Origin of the sequence: Duganella dendranthematis (assembly GCF_012849375.1) — a bacterium.
GTDB lineage: Bacteria > Pseudomonadota > Gammaproteobacteria > Burkholderiales > Burkholderiaceae_D > Rugamonas > Rugamonas dendranthematis.
Window position 1 is genome coordinate 2983669 of record NZ_CP051684.1, and the last position, 14707, is coordinate 2998375.

General features: G+C 61.9%; 14 protein-coding genes. 4 read left to right on the forward strand and 10 right to left on the reverse strand.

All coding sequences use genetic code 11. The features are described 5' to 3' along the window. Positions 1-3: 3 nt before the first annotated feature. The 6 genes from rapZ to ilvA all read right to left on the reverse strand — a co-directional run bounded on the left by rapZ (position 4) and on the right by ilvA (position 6115). A complete protein-coding gene (gene rapZ / locus HH213_RS13645) occupies positions 4-864 on the reverse strand; it encodes an RNase adapter RapZ (protein WP_110846459.1) in 861 nt (286 codons plus the stop codon). Positions 865-1088: 224 nt separating this feature from the next. Then, positions 1089-2024, reverse strand: a complete 936-nt coding sequence (gene hprK / locus HH213_RS13650; RefSeq protein WP_008444515.1) for an HPr(Ser) kinase/phosphatase — start codon at positions 2022-2024, stop codon at positions 1089-1091. A gap of 55 nt (positions 2025-2079) precedes the next feature. Then, entirely contained in the window at positions 2080-2562 is a 483-nt protein-coding gene (locus tag HH213_RS13655; RefSeq protein ID WP_110846460.1) for a PTS sugar transporter subunit IIA, read from the reverse strand. A 316-nt stretch (positions 2563-2878) separates the two neighbouring features. Next, positions 2879-3712, reverse strand: coding sequence for an NADPH-dependent 7-cyano-7-deazaguanine reductase QueF (gene queF, locus HH213_RS13660; protein WP_169112565.1), 834 nt, complete (start codon positions 3710-3712; stop codon positions 2879-2881). Positions 3713-3771: 59 nt separating this feature from the next. After that, a complete protein-coding gene (locus HH213_RS13665; protein ID WP_169112566.1) occupies positions 3772-4422 on the reverse strand; it encodes a zinc ribbon domain-containing protein in 651 nt (216 codons plus the stop codon). 157 nt (positions 4423-4579) lie between these two features. Further along, a complete protein-coding gene (gene ilvA, locus HH213_RS13670) occupies positions 4580-6115 on the reverse strand; it encodes a threonine ammonia-lyase, biosynthetic (protein ID WP_169112567.1) in 1536 nt (511 codons plus the stop codon). A 168-nt stretch (positions 6116-6283) separates the two neighbouring features. Between ilvA and HH213_RS13675 the strand changes: the two genes are divergently transcribed. From HH213_RS13675 to HH213_RS13690, 4 genes are all read left to right on the forward strand, one after another. Next, the gene (locus tag HH213_RS13675; protein WP_169112568.1) at positions 6284-6775 is read left to right on the forward strand and encodes a YqaA family protein; all 492 of its coding nucleotides are present in this window, start codon (positions 6284-6286) and stop codon (positions 6773-6775) included. 234 nt (positions 6776-7009) lie between these two features. After that, positions 7010-11026 (forward strand): DUF3683 domain-containing protein, encoded by a 4017-nt coding sequence (locus HH213_RS13680; protein WP_169112569.1) that lies wholly within the window; start codon positions 7010-7012, stop codon positions 11024-11026. Then, positions 11026-11457 (forward strand): HIT family protein, encoded by a 432-nt coding sequence (locus tag HH213_RS13685; protein ID WP_169112570.1) that lies wholly within the window; start codon positions 11026-11028, stop codon positions 11455-11457. The genes HH213_RS13680 and HH213_RS13685 overlap by 1 nt, the downstream gene beginning before the upstream one ends. Then, positions 11454-11906, forward strand: coding sequence for a gamma-butyrobetaine hydroxylase family protein (locus tag HH213_RS13690; protein ID WP_169112571.1), 453 nt, complete (start codon positions 11454-11456; stop codon positions 11904-11906). Before HH213_RS13685 ends, HH213_RS13690 begins: the two co-directional genes overlap by 4 nt. Positions 11907-11909: 3 nt before the next feature. Here the strand turns inward: HH213_RS13690 and HH213_RS13695 are convergent, their stop codons facing one another. From HH213_RS13695 to HH213_RS13710, 4 genes are all read right to left on the reverse strand, one after another. Next, entirely contained in the window at positions 11910-12200 is a 291-nt protein-coding gene (locus HH213_RS13695) for a hypothetical protein (RefSeq protein ID WP_169112572.1), read from the reverse strand. Continuing rightward, positions 12169-12672: a PIN domain-containing protein gene (locus HH213_RS13700; protein ID WP_169112573.1), complete on the reverse strand. Its 504-nt coding sequence runs from the start codon at positions 12670-12672 to the stop codon at positions 12169-12171. Before HH213_RS13700 ends, HH213_RS13695 begins: the two co-directional genes overlap by 32 nt. A gap of 67 nt (positions 12673-12739) precedes the next feature. Continuing rightward, positions 12740-13645: a sulfonate ABC transporter substrate-binding protein gene (locus tag HH213_RS13705; protein WP_169115161.1), complete on the reverse strand. Its 906-nt coding sequence runs from the start codon at positions 13643-13645 to the stop codon at positions 12740-12742. An 8-nt stretch (positions 13646-13653) separates the two neighbouring features. Next, a complete protein-coding gene (locus tag HH213_RS13710) occupies positions 13654-14706 on the reverse strand; it encodes a LacI family DNA-binding transcriptional regulator (RefSeq protein WP_169112574.1) in 1053 nt (350 codons plus the stop codon). Between the last annotated feature and the right edge of the window lies 1 nt (position 14707).

The following is a 14707-nucleotide window of genomic DNA, read 5'->3' on the forward strand; positions in this document are numbered from 1 at the left end:
TCTTTACTGTTCGCGGTGGCGCAGGACGACGCGCTCGTTGGCGCTGAAGTAGGCGGCCAGCTTTTCGGCCATGTAGACGGAGCGGTGCTGGCCGCCGGTGCAGCCCAGCGCCACGGTCAGGTAGCTGCGGTTGTCGGTCTTGAAGGACGGCAGCCATTTCTCCACAAACGCGCGGATATCGTTCAGCATCTCGCCGGCGCTCGGCTGGGCGTCGAGGAAGTCGATCACCGGTGCATCGCGGCCGGTCAGTGGCCGCAGCGCCAGGTCGTAGTAGGGATTCGGCAGCGCGCGCACGTCGAATACGAAATCCGCATCCATCGGCACGCCCAGCTTGAAGGCGAACGATTCAAAGAACAACGTCAGCGGCGCATGTTCGGTCAGCACCAGGTCCTTGACCCAGGCGCGCAGTTTGTTGGCGCTCAGCTCGGATGTGTCGAGCACATGGCCCAGCTGTTCGATGGCCGACAGCCGCTCGCGCTCTTCCATGATGCATTCGATCAGCGTGCGGCGCGCGGTTGGGTTCTGACCCGGACGCAGTTCGTGCGACAGCGGATGGCTACGGCGCGTTTCGGAAAAGCGCGCCACCAGCGAGTGGGTGTTGGCGGTCAGGAACATGACCTTGACGTCGTGGCCGTCCTCGCGCAGGCGCTGTACATCACCCGGCAGCGAGGCCAGTGACTCGGCACTGCGCGCGTCTACCGCCACGGCCAGCGCCTGCAAGCCCTCTTCGGTCAGGGTCTTGACCAGCTGGGACAGCAGGGCGGGCGGCAGGTTGTCGACGCAATAGTGTCCTGTGTCTTCCAGGACGTTGAGGGCCACGGATTTGCCGGAACCGGAGATACCAGTAATGAGGACGATGCGCATAGTCCCCGATGATACCATCGCAGGCTAGTCGCCGCTCATTGCCTGTCTCTGGCGGTGCAGCAGGGACTTCGTGGGGCATCGCCCCGCGCCTGCGAAACGGATGCGCTTTGCAAGGCGCATCTCCTTAGTCGCCACTCATCGCCTGTCTCTGGCGGTGCAGCAGGGACTTCGTGGGGCATCGCCCCGCGCCTGCGAAACGGATGCGCCTTGCAAGGCGCATCTCCTTAGTCGCCACTCATCGCCTGTCTCTGGCGTTCCATGAATTCTTGCAGCGTATCGATACCGCGTAGTTGTAGGATGGTGTTGCGCACGGCGGCCTCCAGCAGCACCGCGATGTTTCGGCCGGCAGCCACCGGGATCACCACCTTGCGTATCGGCAAGCCCAGCACGTCTTCGGTCGGGAACTGGAAAGGCAGGCGTTCGACTTCCTCGTCGGCCGCGCCACGGCGCACCAGGTGCACGATCAGCTTCAGCCGCATCTTGCGGCGCACCGCCGTCTCGCCGAAGATGGCCTTGATGTCCAGCAGGCCCAGCCCGCGCACTTCCAGCAGATTCTGCAGCAGCGCTGGGCAGCGGCCTTCGATCATGTTTGGTGCGATGCGCGAGAACTCGACCGCATCATCGGCCACCAGCCCGTGCGAACGCGAAATCAGCTCCAGGCCCAACTCGCTCTTGCCGAGGCCGGAGTCGCCGGTGATCAGCACGCCCACGCCCAGCACGTCCATGAACACGCCATGCATGATGATGCGCTGCGCCAGCTTCTTGGACAGGTACACGCGCAGGAAGTCGATCACCTGCGCCGCCGGCAGTGGCGTCGAGAACAGCGGGATGTTTTTCTCGTCGCAGATGGCAAGAATATCGGGCGGCGTTTCCAGCCCTTGGGCGATGATCAGCGCCGGCGGGCCGCCAGCGATCAGCTCGCCGATGACGTGCGCGCGCGTCAGCGACTTCAGCCGCTGGTAATAGTTGATTTCCTGATGCCCGAAGACCTGGATGCGTCCCGGGTGGATGGTGTTCAAGTGGCCAACCTGGTCGGCGGCCGAGGCGACGTCGCCGGAGATCAGGCGCTCGCCGCCAGGAAAACCGGCGAACCAGCCGAGCTGCAAACTCTCGCGATTGTCGTCGTAAAGCCTTTGTATCGTCAGCGGAGTTTGCAGCATGGGGCGTCTTTATCGAATAGGTTGAACTGTCCTTAGTTTAACCTATTGTCCGACGTCAGCCAGCGGCTTGCAGGCTGGGCAGCCAGTTGATGATGCGCGAATGGACCGATTTCGGATCGTTGTCCGTGCTCAGCGCCACGCGGAAGGCGTCGTCCGAGAACATCTCGGCGATCTCGGACAGGATCTCCAGATGCTGCTGGGTCACATGGTCCGGAATCAGCAGGAAGAACAGCAGGTTGACTGGCTTGCCGTCCGGCGACTCGAACGGAATCGGCTCGGCCAGGCGCACGAAGGCGGCCAGCGGCGTCTTCAGGCTCTTCATGCCCTTGATGCGGCCATGCGGCACGGCGACGCCATGGCCCAGGCCCGTCGAGCCGAGCCGCTCCCGCGCGAACAGATTGTCCGAGACGGTAGAGCGGGCGATGCCGCAGTTGTTTTCAAAGATCAGGCCAGCTTGCTCGAAAGCGCGCTTTTTACTGGAGACTTCCAAATCCAGCAGCACGTTCTCCAGAGAGAGTATTTTGCTCAGGTTATTCATAGTACGAATGTAATGTTGCACCGCACAAGGGTGGCATGCGAGCGGAATTATAGGCTGGTTTCGGCGCCATGTAACATGAAATCGATTGCCGCGACGTTGCGTTTGCGCCCGTCACGGCGCCTGCCATCCACTGGTAAAAATGCACCAAAGTAATGAATCGCTATTTCTGCTTACAAATCCGGAAAAATGCCGGTTTTTCGCCAGAGGCGGAGGCGTTTTGCCGTTTTTTGTCGTTTTCGCGCCAGAGCAAATTAAACAGCGTGGCAACAGGCGTTATAGATCACATCATACGCCTGATTTCACGCTGCCTGGCTGATTACTGGCGGGCGCCGCGCAGGTTGGGCGGCTTCTGCGCGGTGCTGAAGTTGCTGCGCCAGGGATTGATGTCCAGCCCGCCGCGACGGGTGTAGCGCGCGTACACGGCCAGTTGCTGCGGCTGGCACTGGCGCAGGATGTCGACAAAGATGCGCTCGACGCACTGCTCGTGGAATTCGTTGTGCTCGCGGAAGCCGATCAGGTATTTCAGCAGGCTTTCCTGTTCGATCTGTGGGCCGCTGTAGTGGATCTGTACGCTGGCCCAGTCCGGCTGGCCGGTCACCAGGCAGTTCGATTTCAGCAGGTGCGAGACGAGTTTTTCTTCCACCGGTTCTTCGTCCAGCGCGGCCTTCAGCAACTCCGGCGACGGGCTGTAATTGTCGACATCGATGTCGAGCCGGTCCAGCAGCAGGCCGTCCAGTTCGCCCATGCCGATCATGCCGAATTCTTCCGGCTGGGTCAGCGTGACGTGCACGCTGGCGCCGGCCGCATCGGACAAGTCTTGCTGCAGCAGGATTTTCAGTGCAGCCACGTTATCCAGTTTGGTCTGGTTGAACGAGTTCAGGTACAGCTTGAACGATTTCGATTCGATGATGTTGGGCGAATCGGACGGGAAGGTGATGCGGGCAATCGCCACCTGCGGCTTGCCGCGCTGGTTCAGCCACGAGATTTCGTAGGCGTTCCAGATATCGACGCCGAAGAACGGCATGGTGCCCGACAAGCCCAGCTCGTCGCGCTTGCCCTGGCGCGGAATCGGGAACAGCAGCTCCGGCGCGTAGTCGGTGCGGTAGGCGGAAGTTTTCCCCAGCGGGGACTGGTCGGCGGAATTGGTCATGGTGCGTGGAATCAAGATGGAGTAAGCCGCATTGTAACGCGCTGTTGTTACGCGTGCTGCTAGGTCTGCCGCTGGCCGCATTCGGTGCAAAACTTGGTGCCGGGTTCGAGCATGGTCGAGCAATGGCTGCACGCCACCTGCTGCGCGGTCTTGTGGCCGCACTCGGGGCAAAACTTGGCGCCATGGGTTTCGGTATGGCACTGCGTGCACACCAGCTGCATCGCCTGCGTGACCGGGCGCTGGGCGCCGCGCGTGCGGCCTTCGACGTTGGCGGCTTCGCGCGCGGCCTCGACTTCGCCCTGGGCGCGGGCCTGGGTAATGGCGACGTTGACGTTGGGTGCGCAATTGAAGCACAGGCCGTTGGCGGTGTCGAAGCACGGGCTGCACACGTAGCGGTGGCAATCGCCGCAGCGGTTGAAGTGGGCCTTGCCGTCGGCCACGGCCTTGGTGAAGGCGTCGTCGCGGGCGCTGTGCCAGCCGGCTTCTGCCACGCCGTTGAGCACGCTGCTGGCGCTGCCCAGCAGGCCGCCGAACAGGCCTGCGCCTTTCTGCATCCAGCCGGAGGCCTGGCCGCTGCGGTAGGGATCGAAACGGGTGCGCCAGCGGTCGTTGCAGCGCTGGCAGTAAAACTCGAACTGGAAGCCGGCGTCGACGCCGGAGGAATTGCTGAGATCAGCGTAGTTGCTGGAAAACTGCATTTCGGTCGACATGGCTCCCCCACCATAGCATAATAAAATGCAATTATATTAAGTTTGCGGGGGAGCTGTTTTCAACCGTGCGCATACCCCAACGCCAGGCGGGGTCTGACCCCGTCCGGGGTCAGACCCCTCAGCGGCAAAGCGCATTTCGCCACTGAAGGTTGCGGGGTCAGCCGAGGAACAGCTTGTAGACCGGATTGGCGCTTTCATCCCAATAACGGTAGCCCAGCGTCGCCAGGAACTGGGCGAAATCGCTCATCTCGTCCGGCGGCACCTGCAGGCCGATGACGATGCGGCCGACGTCGCCGCCTTGGCTGCGGTAATGGCACAGCGAGATATTCCAGTTCGGCGCCATCGAGTCGAGGAAGCGCATCAGCGCGCCCGGACGTTCCGGAAACTCGAAGCGGTACAGCAACTCGTTGTCGGCCAGCGAACTCTTGCCGCCGACCAAGTGGCGCAAGTGGGTCTTGGCCAGCTCGTCGTGGGTCAGGTCCAGCGCCTTGAAGCCGTGCTCCTCGAAGCGGCGGGCCAGCGCACCGGATTCGTTGCGGTCGGCGATTTGCACGCCGCAGAACACATGCGCATCATCCTTGTCGCTGATGCGGTAGGTGAATTCGGTGACGTTGCGCGCGCCGACCAGCTGGCACAGGCGCTTGAAGCTGCCGCGCTGCTCCGGCAGCGTGACGGCAAACAGCGCCTCGCGCGCTTCGCCCAGTTCGGCGCGCTCGGCAACGAAGCGCAGCCGGTCGAAATTCATGTTGGCGCCGCAGGCGATGGTGATCAGGGTTTCATTCTTGATTGGGTCCTTGGTCAGCGCGGCGCGCTCGACATAGGCCTTGGCGCCGGCGATGGCCAGCGCGCCGGCCGGCTCCAGAATGCTGCGGGTGTCGGTGAACACGTCCTTGATGGCGGCGCTGATGGCGTCGGTGTCGACGATGATGATGTCGTCGACGTAGAGCTGGGTCAGGCGGAAAGTTTCCTCGCCCACCAGGCGCACTGCGGTGCCGTCCGAGAACAGGCCGACATCGGTCAGCGTCACCCGTTCGCCGGCCTTGATGCTGCGCGCCATGGCGTCGGAATCGAGGGTTTGCACGCCGATGATCTTGATATCGGGCCGGATCGCCTTGACGTAGGCGGCCACGCCGGAGATCAGTCCGCCGCCGCCGATGGCGACGAAGATGGCGTGGATCGGGCCGGAATGCTGGCGCAGGATTTCCATGCCGATGGTGCCCTGGCCGGCGATCACATCGGGATCATCGAACGGATGGACGAAGGTCAGCGCCTGTTCCTTTTCCAGCGTCAGCGCGTGGTTGTAGGCATCGGTGTAGGACTCGCCGTGCAGCACCACCTCGACGTCGCCGCCGCCGCGCGTCTTGACGGCGTCGATTTTGACTTGCGGCGTGGTGGTCGGCATCACGATCAGCGCGCGGCAGCCGAGCTTGGCGGCCGACAGCGCCACGCCCTGGGCGTGGTTGCCGGCCGAGGCGCAAATTACGCCGCGCTTGCGTTGCGCGTCGCTCAAGTGGGCCATCTTGTTGTAGGCGCCGCGAATCTTGAAGCTGAACACGCTCTGCATGTCCTCGCGCTTGAAGTAAATTCGGTTCTCGAAACGCTGCGACAGGGTCGGCGCGAGTTCCAGCGGGGTTTCATCAGCCACGTCGTAGACGCGGGCGGTCAGGATTTTCTTCAGATAGTCGGTCGTCATGGTCTGCAAGCAAAGTGATTCGGAGGGAGGCTGCAATGCTAACTATCCGGCGGGTGACCGGGTGAAGCAGGGGCGCGGGTCCTGGCGGGGTGGGCTGGGACCGGACTGTTCAATCGTGCGGTGTGCGGATCATTATAATGGCACCTTTCCCGTATCCCCAACAAACCGATGATCGAATCTGCAATTGCCTGGTTGCTGCACGTGCTGGCCGCGCCGGAAGTGGGGCTGACGTCGGTGTTCATCATCAGCCTGGTCTCGGCGACGCTGGTGCCGCTGGGCTCGGAGCCGGCAGTGTTTGCCGTCATCAAGGCCAATCCGGAACTGTTCTGGAGTGTGATCGCGGTCGCCACCGTCGGCAACACGCTGGGCGGCGCCATCGATTACTACATTGGCTGGCAGGCCAAGCAGAGCTTTGCAAAAGAACGTAAAAGCCGCTGGTTTCACTGGCTGGAGCGCTACGGCGCCAAGACCATGCTGCTGGCCTGGCTGCCCGGCATCGGCGATCCGCTGTGCACCTTGGCCGGCTGGCTGCGGCTGCCGTTCTGGCCCAGCGTGGCGTACATGGCGATCGGCAAGCTGCTGCGCTACCTCACCATGACCACGCTGCTGTTGTACGTGCCGGACGGCGTGTGGCACCGGATCGGACAAATGCTGGGCTAATTTGGTGCAAGTTATCCTCTTGCGGCATAAGCTTATGCATAAATTTGATTCAGTTTGATTCGCAGTCGAGGCATTTTATTGCCGCCATAGCGTGGATTTTTCGAATATTTGCCGGGTTTTGACGCTGCCCAGAGTCCCTCGGCCGCCTAAGGCTGTTCCCGCGTGGTGCGCCGCAATAGGCTAGAATGATCCTCCCGGTTGCTGTTTACGAGTCACATCGAGCCAAATCGCATAATGAACGCCCCTGCACAAATCCAAGCTTTGCTGGCGGAGACGCCCCACGGTCCAGAGGCTAGCCGCCTCCGGGAAATTCCTTATAACTACACGTCGTTTTCCGATCGCGAGATCGTCATCCGGCTGCTGGGCGAGGAATCGTGGTCGCTGCTGGATACGCTGCGCGGTGCGCGCCAGACCGGCCGCTCGGCGCGCATGCTGTACGAGGTGCTGGGCGATATCTGGGCGGTGCGCCGCAATCCATATCTGCAAGACGATATGCTGGATAACCCGAAGCGCCGCCAGGAACTGATCGATGCGCTGCACCACCGTCTGGCCGAGGTGGACAAGCGCCGCTTGACCATCGACGACAGCGAAGCCCAGACCGACGAAGCCGCGCGCATGCGCAGCGCCAACGTCGCCAAGCTGCTGCGCGCCGCCGGCAAAGCGGTAGCCGATTTCGGCGAAGAATTCAAGCAAGTCTACGATCTGCGCAAGCGCACCTACAAGGTGCTGGGCCGCTACACCGTCAAGCACAACATCTGCTTCGACGGCATGAAGCGCATCAGCCACGTGACCGATGCGACCGACTGGCGTGTCGAGTATCCGTTCGTGGTGCTGACGCCGGACACCGAAGAAGAAATGGCCGGCCTGGTCAAAGGCTGTATCGAACTGGGGCTGACCATCATCCCGCGCGGCGGCGGCACCGGCTACACCGGCGGCGCGATTCCGCTGACGCCGATGTCGGCCGTCATCAACACCGAGAAGCTGCTCAACATCGGCGCGGTGGAAATGAAAGTGCTGCCGGGCCTGGACAAAGAGTACGCCACCATCTACACCGGCGCCGGCGTCATCACCAATAAAGTCTCCGAAGCGGCCGAGAAGGCCGGTTTTGTGTTCGCGGTCGATCCGACCTCGGCGCACGCGTCCACCATTGGCGGCAACATCGCCATGAACGCGGGCGGCAAGAAGGCCGTGCTGTGGGGCACGGCGCTCGACAACCTGGCCTCGTGGCGCATGGTCGATCCGAATGGCGACTGGCTGGAAGTCACGCGCCTCGACCACAACCTGTCGAAGATCCACGACACGCCGCTGGCCCGCTTCCAGCTGGAGTGGACCCATCCGACCGCGCGCGGCGAAGCCAAAGGCGCGCCGTTCAAGACCGAAATCCTGGAAATCAAGGGCAGCGTGTTCCGCAAGGAAGGCTTGGGCAAGGACGTTACCGATAAATTCCTGGCCGGCCTGCCGGGCATTCAGAAAGAGGGTTGCGACGGTTTGATTACGTCCGGCCGCTGGATTCTGCACAAGATGCCGAAGTTCGCGCGCACCGTCTGCCTGGAGTTCTTCGGCCAGGCGCGCGACGCGATTCCGTCGATCGTCGAAATCAAGGATTACCTGGACGGCCTGCCGGCCAAAGGCGCCGAGTTCGCCACGTTGCGCCTAGCCGGCCTGGAGCATCTGGACGAGCGCTATCTGCGCGCGGTCGGCTACGCCACCAAATCGAAACGCGGCGTGCTGCCGAAGATGGCGCTGTTCGGCGACATCGTCGGCGACGATGAAAACGCCGTGGCGCTGGCCGCGTCGGAAGTGGTGCGGCTGGCCAATACCCGCGTCGGCGAAGGCTTTGTTGCCGTCAGCCCGGAATCGCGCAAGAAGTTCTGGCTGGACCGCGCCCGCACCGCCGCCATCGCCAAGCACACCAACGCGTTCAAGATCAATGAAGACGTGGTGATTCCGCTGAATCGCATGGGCGAATACACCGACGGCATCGAGCGCATCAACATCGAGCTGTCGATCAAGAACAAGCTGCAGCTGGTCGATGAGCTGCAAGCCTTCTTCGCCGCCGGTAATCTGCCGATTGGCAAGAGCGACGATGCCGACGACAGCGTCGGCGACGCCGAAATGCTGGGCGACCGTCAACAGCAAGCGCAAGCGCTGCTGGCGCAAGTGCACGGCCGCTGGACCTATCTGCTGGCGGCACTGGACCAGCCGCTGGTGACGATCACCGCCGAGCTGGCCGCCCACGGCATGGACCGCCTGCTGCCGGTGTTTGCAGAACGCCTGAAAACGCAGCCGGACGCCACGCTGTTCGACGTGGTGCAGGACCGTACCATTCGCGTCACGTGGAAGCAGGAAATCCGCGCGCAGCTGCGCCAGATCTTCAACGGCGCCGCGTACAAGCTGATCCTCGACGAAGCCACCGCGATCCACAAGCGCGTGCTGCGCGGCCGCGTGTTCGTGGCGCTGCACATGCACGCCGGCGACGGCAATGTGCACACCAACTTGCCGGTCAACTCGGATCATTACGAGATGCTGCAACTGGCGCACCAGGCCGTGGCGCGCATCATGACGCTGGCCCGTTCGCTGAATGGCGTGATCTCGGGCGAGCACGGTATCGGCATCACCAAGCTGGAGTTCCTCAACGAAGAGGAAATCGGTCCATTCCGCGACTACAAGCTGCGCGTCGATCCGGAAGGCCGCTTCAACAAGGGCAAGCTGCTGAACCTGGACGGCATGGAAGCCGACCTCCGCAACGCCTACACGCCGTCGTTCGGCCTGATGGGCCACGAATCGCTGATCATGCAGCAGAGCGATATCGGCGAGATCGCCAGCAGCATCAAGGACTGCCTGCGCTGCGGCAAGTGCAAGCCGGTGTGCTCGACCCACGTGCCGCGCGCCAACCTGCTGTACTCGCCGCGCGACAAGATCCTGGCGACGTCGTCATTGATCGAAGCCTTCCTGTACGAAGAGCAGACCCGTCGCGGCATTTCGATCAAGCACTGGGAAGAATTTGAAGACGTGGCGGATCACTGCACCGTTTGCCACAAGTGCGTGACGCCATGTCCGGTCGACATCGACTTCGGTGACGTGTCGATGAATATGCGCAACCTGCTGCGCAAGATGGACAAGAAGACCTTCAATCCGGGCAAGGCGGCGGCGATGTTCTACCTGAACGCCACCGACCCGGCCACCATCAACGCCACCCGCGCGGCGATGATTGGCATCGGTTACAAGGCGCAGCGCCTGGGCAATGACTTGCTGAAGAAATTCGCCAAGAAACAGACCAAGGCGCCGCCACCGACCGTCGGCAAGCCGAAGGTGCGCGAACAGGTGATCCACTTCATCAACAAGAAGATGCCGGGCAACCTGCCGAAGAAAACCGCGCGCGCACTGCTGGACATTGAAGACGACAAGGTGATCCCGATCATCCGCAATCCCAAGGCCACCAATGCCGATACGGAAGCGGTGTTCTACTTCCCGGGCTGCGGCTCGGAGCGGCTGTTCTCGCAAGTGGGCCTGGCTACCCAGGCAATGCTGTGGGAAGTCGGCGTGCAGACCGTGCTGCCGCCAGGTTATCTGTGCTGCGGTTATCCGCAGCGCGGCTCGGGCCAGTACGACAAGGCCGACAAAATGATGACCGATAACCGCGTGCTGTTCCACCGCATGGCCAATACGCTCAATTATCTGGACATCAAGACCGTGCTGGTGTCGTGCGGCACTTGCTACGACCAGCTGGCGACCTATGAGTTCGACAAGATCTTCCCCGGCTGCCGCATCATGGACATCCACGAATATCTGAACGAGAAGGGCGTCAAGCTGGAAGGCGTGACCGGTACGCGCTATATGTACCACGAACCATGCCACACGCCGATGAAGCTGCAGGAAGCCACCAAGACCGTCAATTCGCTGATCCAGACGCATGACAACGTCAAGATCGAGAAGAACGACCGCTGCTGCGGCGATTCGGGCACCTTGATGGTGGCGCGTCCGGATATTTCGACGCAGGTGCGCTTCCGCAAGGAAGAAGAGGTCATCAAGGGCGCGGATAAACTGCGCGCCGATGGTTTCGACGGCGAAGTCAAGATCCTGACCAGCTGCCCGGCTTGCCTGGGCGGCGTGTCGCGCTACAGCGAAGACGCCGGCACCACCGCCGACTACATCGTGGTGGAGATCGCCAAGCACCTGTTGGGCGAGAACTGGATGGCGGACTATGTAAAACGCGCCAACGACGGCGGCATTGAGCGGGTGCTGGTGTAATGGCCTGTGATCTGTGCAAGCTACTGGCAGCGCCGGGCAATGCGCTGATCTGGGCCGACGACCGCGTGTCGGTGATCGCGGTGGATGAGCCCGAGTATCCTGGCTTTACGCGCGTGGTATGGAATGCCCACGTCAAGGAAATGACCGATTTGCCGTCGGCAGACCGCACGCACATCATGAACGTGGTGTGGGCGGTGGAGTCGGCGCAACGGGCCGTTTTTGCGCCGGAAAAAATTAATCTGGCCAGTTTTGGTAATATGACGCCGCACGTGCATTGGCACGTTATCCCGCGTTACCGCGACGATGCGCATTTCCCTAACCCGACCTGGGCTGTGGCGGAGCGTACGTCGCCGGTGGAAGTGCTGGCCGCGCGTCGCGCGCTGTTGCCGGCATTGCGCGCCGCTATTGTTGAGAAAGTGAAAGCATCATGAGCAAACCTGTCCCTACCGGCCTGACGGTCCACAACAAATCCCGCGTGCTGGATATCGATTTTGACGATGGCAAATCGTTTGCGATTCCGTTCGAGCTGCTGCGCGTATATTCGCCGTCGGCCGAGGTGATGGGACATGGTCCCGGCCAGGAAGTGCTACAAGTCGGCAAGCGTGAAGTGAACATCGCCGGCATCGAGCCAGTGGGCAACTACGCGGTGCAGCCGACCTTCTCGGATGGCCACAACACCGGCATCTTCACCTGGGAATACCTGTACAAGCTGGGCAACGAGAAGGCTGCGCTGTGGGACGCCTATATGGACCGCCTGCACGCCTCCGGCTTTGAAGGCGACAGCGGCCGCGAAACCGGCCTGTCCCTGACCGGCCCATCAAGCGCAGCGAAAAGCAGCGGCGGCGGTTGCGGCAGCGGCAGCTGCGGCTGCAAGTCCTGATCCTTACGACGTGACTTGATCACGCATCACATACAAAATCCTCGCCCGTGCCCACGGTGACAGCAGCCGCAGCTTTTCGACCTGAAAAGTTAGCGGTTTGTCTGCGTCGGGTGGAAGCGGCGCGGTTTTCGTCTTTGCGATGATGTCGGCGATAGGCGATTCCGCAAGGCGCAGCTTTCGTTGCTCTCTTTCGAGAATAATAGTCTCGTGCAATTCATCAAGCTCTGCCTTGCTCTCAGGGTCAATATCGGGGATATAGATGTCAGGGGGAATTTCGACGCCACACAGTTTCATAGCTGTTCTCCATTAATTCAAAAGGCGTTACCAGTTCCGGAAATGTATGCTCACCGTTGTTAAGCAACATTCGCATCAGCTTCAGTTTGCGGGCGTTTGCAATGTTGGCGCAGTCCCAGGTGAGCAATATCTCGCAGTTGTAGAATGCCGCGCAAGCAACATGTTCTGCTGCTGTTGCTGCCTTTGCGCTTAGACCGCCCCCACCAACCAGAAGTTCCCAGATACTTTCCATTCTTGCGTGAGCAGGATGTCGAACCAAATGCTGTATTGCCCGAGTTCGCTGGACCACGCGCAGTGGATCACTGGCGTTGATTTCATTGTAGATATAGTCTGATACAAACGTGTACGCTGGGTCGCAACGGGTGTGCCACCAGAGTTGCGTTAGCTGTTGGCACGCGCGGGTGATGGGATTGGGGCTCGGCGGGTCTGTCAGATGACAGATGATTGATGTTTCAAGATAGACGGTTTGCATGATGCCCTCGCTGGCTGAGCTGCCAGCGTAGGCGGCTCGGCGGGCGAGGGTTTTAACTGCATCAAACTTACTTCGGTTGCCAGATCCATACGTGGCTGGCGATGTTGACGGCTTTGGGGATCAGCTTCTGCTGGTAGAACAGGTCGGCCACGCGCTGCTGGTTGGCGACGATGTCCGGCGTTACCGGCGTCGCGCCGAAGCGCGAACGGCCCATCCATGTGGCCACGATATCGGCCGGCACGCCGGTCTGCTGCGTGAGCAGCGTGCTGACTTCCTTCTGGTGCTCACTCGCCCACTTGCCGGTGGCCTTGACGTGCTCCAGCAAGGCCGACACCAGTTGCGGCGACTGCTCGGCAAATTTGCGCGAGGCCAGATAGAAGCCGTTGGCCAGCGGCAGGCCGGTGTAGTCGGCCAGCACGCGCGCCTGATAGGCCTTTTGCGCCGATGCCAGATACGGATCCCACACCACCCACGCATCAATCCCGCCACTGACAAACGCCGCCCGCGCATCGGATGGCGACAGGAAGATCGGCGTGATGTCGCTAATCTTCAAACCCGCCTTCTGCAACGCGGAGGCCAGCAGGAAGTGCGAGCCGGAGCCCTTCTGGAACGCCACGCGTTTACCTTTCAACTCCGCCACGGTGCGCAGCCTGGAATCCTTCGGCACGATAATCGCCTCGCTGTTGACCGGCGCCGGCTCGGCGCCCACATACAGCAGATCGACGCCGCCAGCCTGCGCAAAGATCGGCGGCGGCGCGCCGGTGCTGCCGAAATCGATGCTACCGGCGTTGAGGGCCTCCAGCATCTGCGGCCCCGCCGGGAACTCGATCCATTTGATCGTGTGGCCGGGCAGCGATGCGCCTTGCGTCTTCATCATGCTGAGCAAGCCGGCGCTTTTCTGAAAGCCGATCTTGATCTCCGCAGCCTGCGTAAACAGCGGAAGGGCCAGCAACAAGCAAATCCATTTCTTCATCATTTTCCTTATGCGCTCTCGCGCTCTATCAATTCGCAGGCCAGCAGGTTCAGACGCGAATCCTGGGCCGAGGAGGGCAGCACGCCCAGTTGTTCAAGAATGCGCAGTGCAGCGATTTCGCCGATCTCCCGCCCCGGCGGACGGATGGTGGTCAGGCTAGGCAGCAGCAGCGGCGAGAAAGCGTAATCGCCAAAGCCGACAATCGCGCACTGCTGCGGAATCTTCAGCCCCGCGCGCTGCCCCGCCAGCAAGGCACCCGCCGCCAGGTTGTCGTTGGCGAAGATGATCGCCTCGACCGGCCGCGCGCGGCGCGCGGGCGAAATCACCAGCGCCTCTATGGCCTGCTTGCCGGCGTCAAACGGCGCCTCCGCCGTTGGCGCGTAAATGATCGGCTCCAGCCCATGCTCGCGCATCACCGCCGCATAGCCATCGCTGCGGTCCACCGCGCTCAAGTCCCCCGCAAGGCTGTTCTGTACGAAAGCGATGCGGCGATAGCCTTTGCCATACAAATAGCGCGCCGCCTGCTCGCCCACCACGTTGTTGGAGTAGCCGACCTGGATCGGCTTGCGGCGCGGCTGGTAGTCCCACGTCTCTACCACCGGAATGCCGGCCGTCGTCAGCAGCTTCTCGGTGGCGCGGTTGTGAAAGCGTCCCACCACCGCCAGCGCGGCCGGATTCCAGCCAAGGAAAGCACGCACCGCGCTCTCTTCCTGCTTTGCCGAGAAGTAGCTGGAAGCCAGCAGCAGCTGGTAGCCGTGACGGTTGAGCGTATCGCTGAAGGTCTGGATGGTGTTGGCGAAAATCGGCCCGGAGATATTGGGGATCACCATGCCGACAATGCGCGCGCGCGACGACGCCAGTCCGCCCGCCGCCAGGTTCGGCACGTAGCCCAGTTCCTTCACCGCCGCGGCAATGCGTGCGCTGCGTTCGGACGCCACCCGTCCCGGTTCGCTGAAATAGCGCGACACGGTAATCGATCCGACCTTCGCCAGCCGGGCCACGTCGTGAATGGTGGCGCGACCCGATCCTCGCCGTTTTCGTGGTGCTATTGGTTCGCTCATT

Bases quoted from the DNA above. Each gene is read 5' to 3' on its own strand.
- queF (WP_169112565.1), bottom strand. From the start codon at position 3,712: ATGACCAATTCCGCCGACCAGTCCCCGCTGGGGAAAACTTCCGCCTAC.
- HH213_RS13675 (WP_169112568.1), top strand. From the start codon at position 6,284: ATGATCGAATCTGCAATTGCCTGGTTGCTGCACGTGCTGGCCGCGCCG.
- HH213_RS13680 (WP_169112569.1), top strand. From the start codon at position 7,010: ATGAACGCCCCTGCACAAATCCAAGCTTTGCTGGCGGAGACGCCCCAC.
- HH213_RS13665 (WP_169112566.1), bottom strand. From the start codon at position 4,422: ATGTCGACCGAAATGCAGTTTTCCAGCAACTACGCTGATCTCAGCAAT.
- HH213_RS13710 (WP_169112574.1), bottom strand. From the start codon at position 14,706: ATGAGCGAACCAATAGCACCACGAAAACGGCGAGGATCGGGTCGCGCC.
- HH213_RS13695 (WP_169112572.1), bottom strand. From the start codon at position 12,200: ATGAAACTGTGTGGCGTCGAAATTCCCCCTGACATCTATATCCCCGAT.
- HH213_RS13700 (WP_169112573.1), bottom strand. From the start codon at position 12,672: ATGCAAACCGTCTATCTTGAAACATCAATCATCTGTCATCTGACAGAC.
- hprK (WP_008444515.1), bottom strand. From the start codon at position 2,024: ATGCTGCAAACTCCGCTGACGATACAAAGGCTTTACGACGACAATCGC.
- rapZ (WP_110846459.1), bottom strand. From the start codon at position 864: ATGCGCATCGTCCTCATTACTGGTATCTCCGGTTCCGGCAAATCCGTG.
- HH213_RS13685 (WP_169112570.1), top strand. From the start codon at position 11,026: ATGGCCTGTGATCTGTGCAAGCTACTGGCAGCGCCGGGCAATGCGCTG.
- HH213_RS13655 (WP_110846460.1), bottom strand. From the start codon at position 2,562: ATGAATAACCTGAGCAAAATACTCTCTCTGGAGAACGTGCTGCTGGAT.
- ilvA (WP_169112567.1), bottom strand. From the start codon at position 6,115: ATGACGACCGACTATCTGAAGAAAATCCTGACCGCCCGCGTCTACGAC.
- HH213_RS13690 (WP_169112571.1), top strand. From the start codon at position 11,454: ATGAGCAAACCTGTCCCTACCGGCCTGACGGTCCACAACAAATCCCGC.
- HH213_RS13705 (WP_169115161.1), bottom strand. From the start codon at position 13,645: ATGAAGAAATGGATTTGCTTGTTGCTGGCCCTTCCGCTGTTTACGCAG.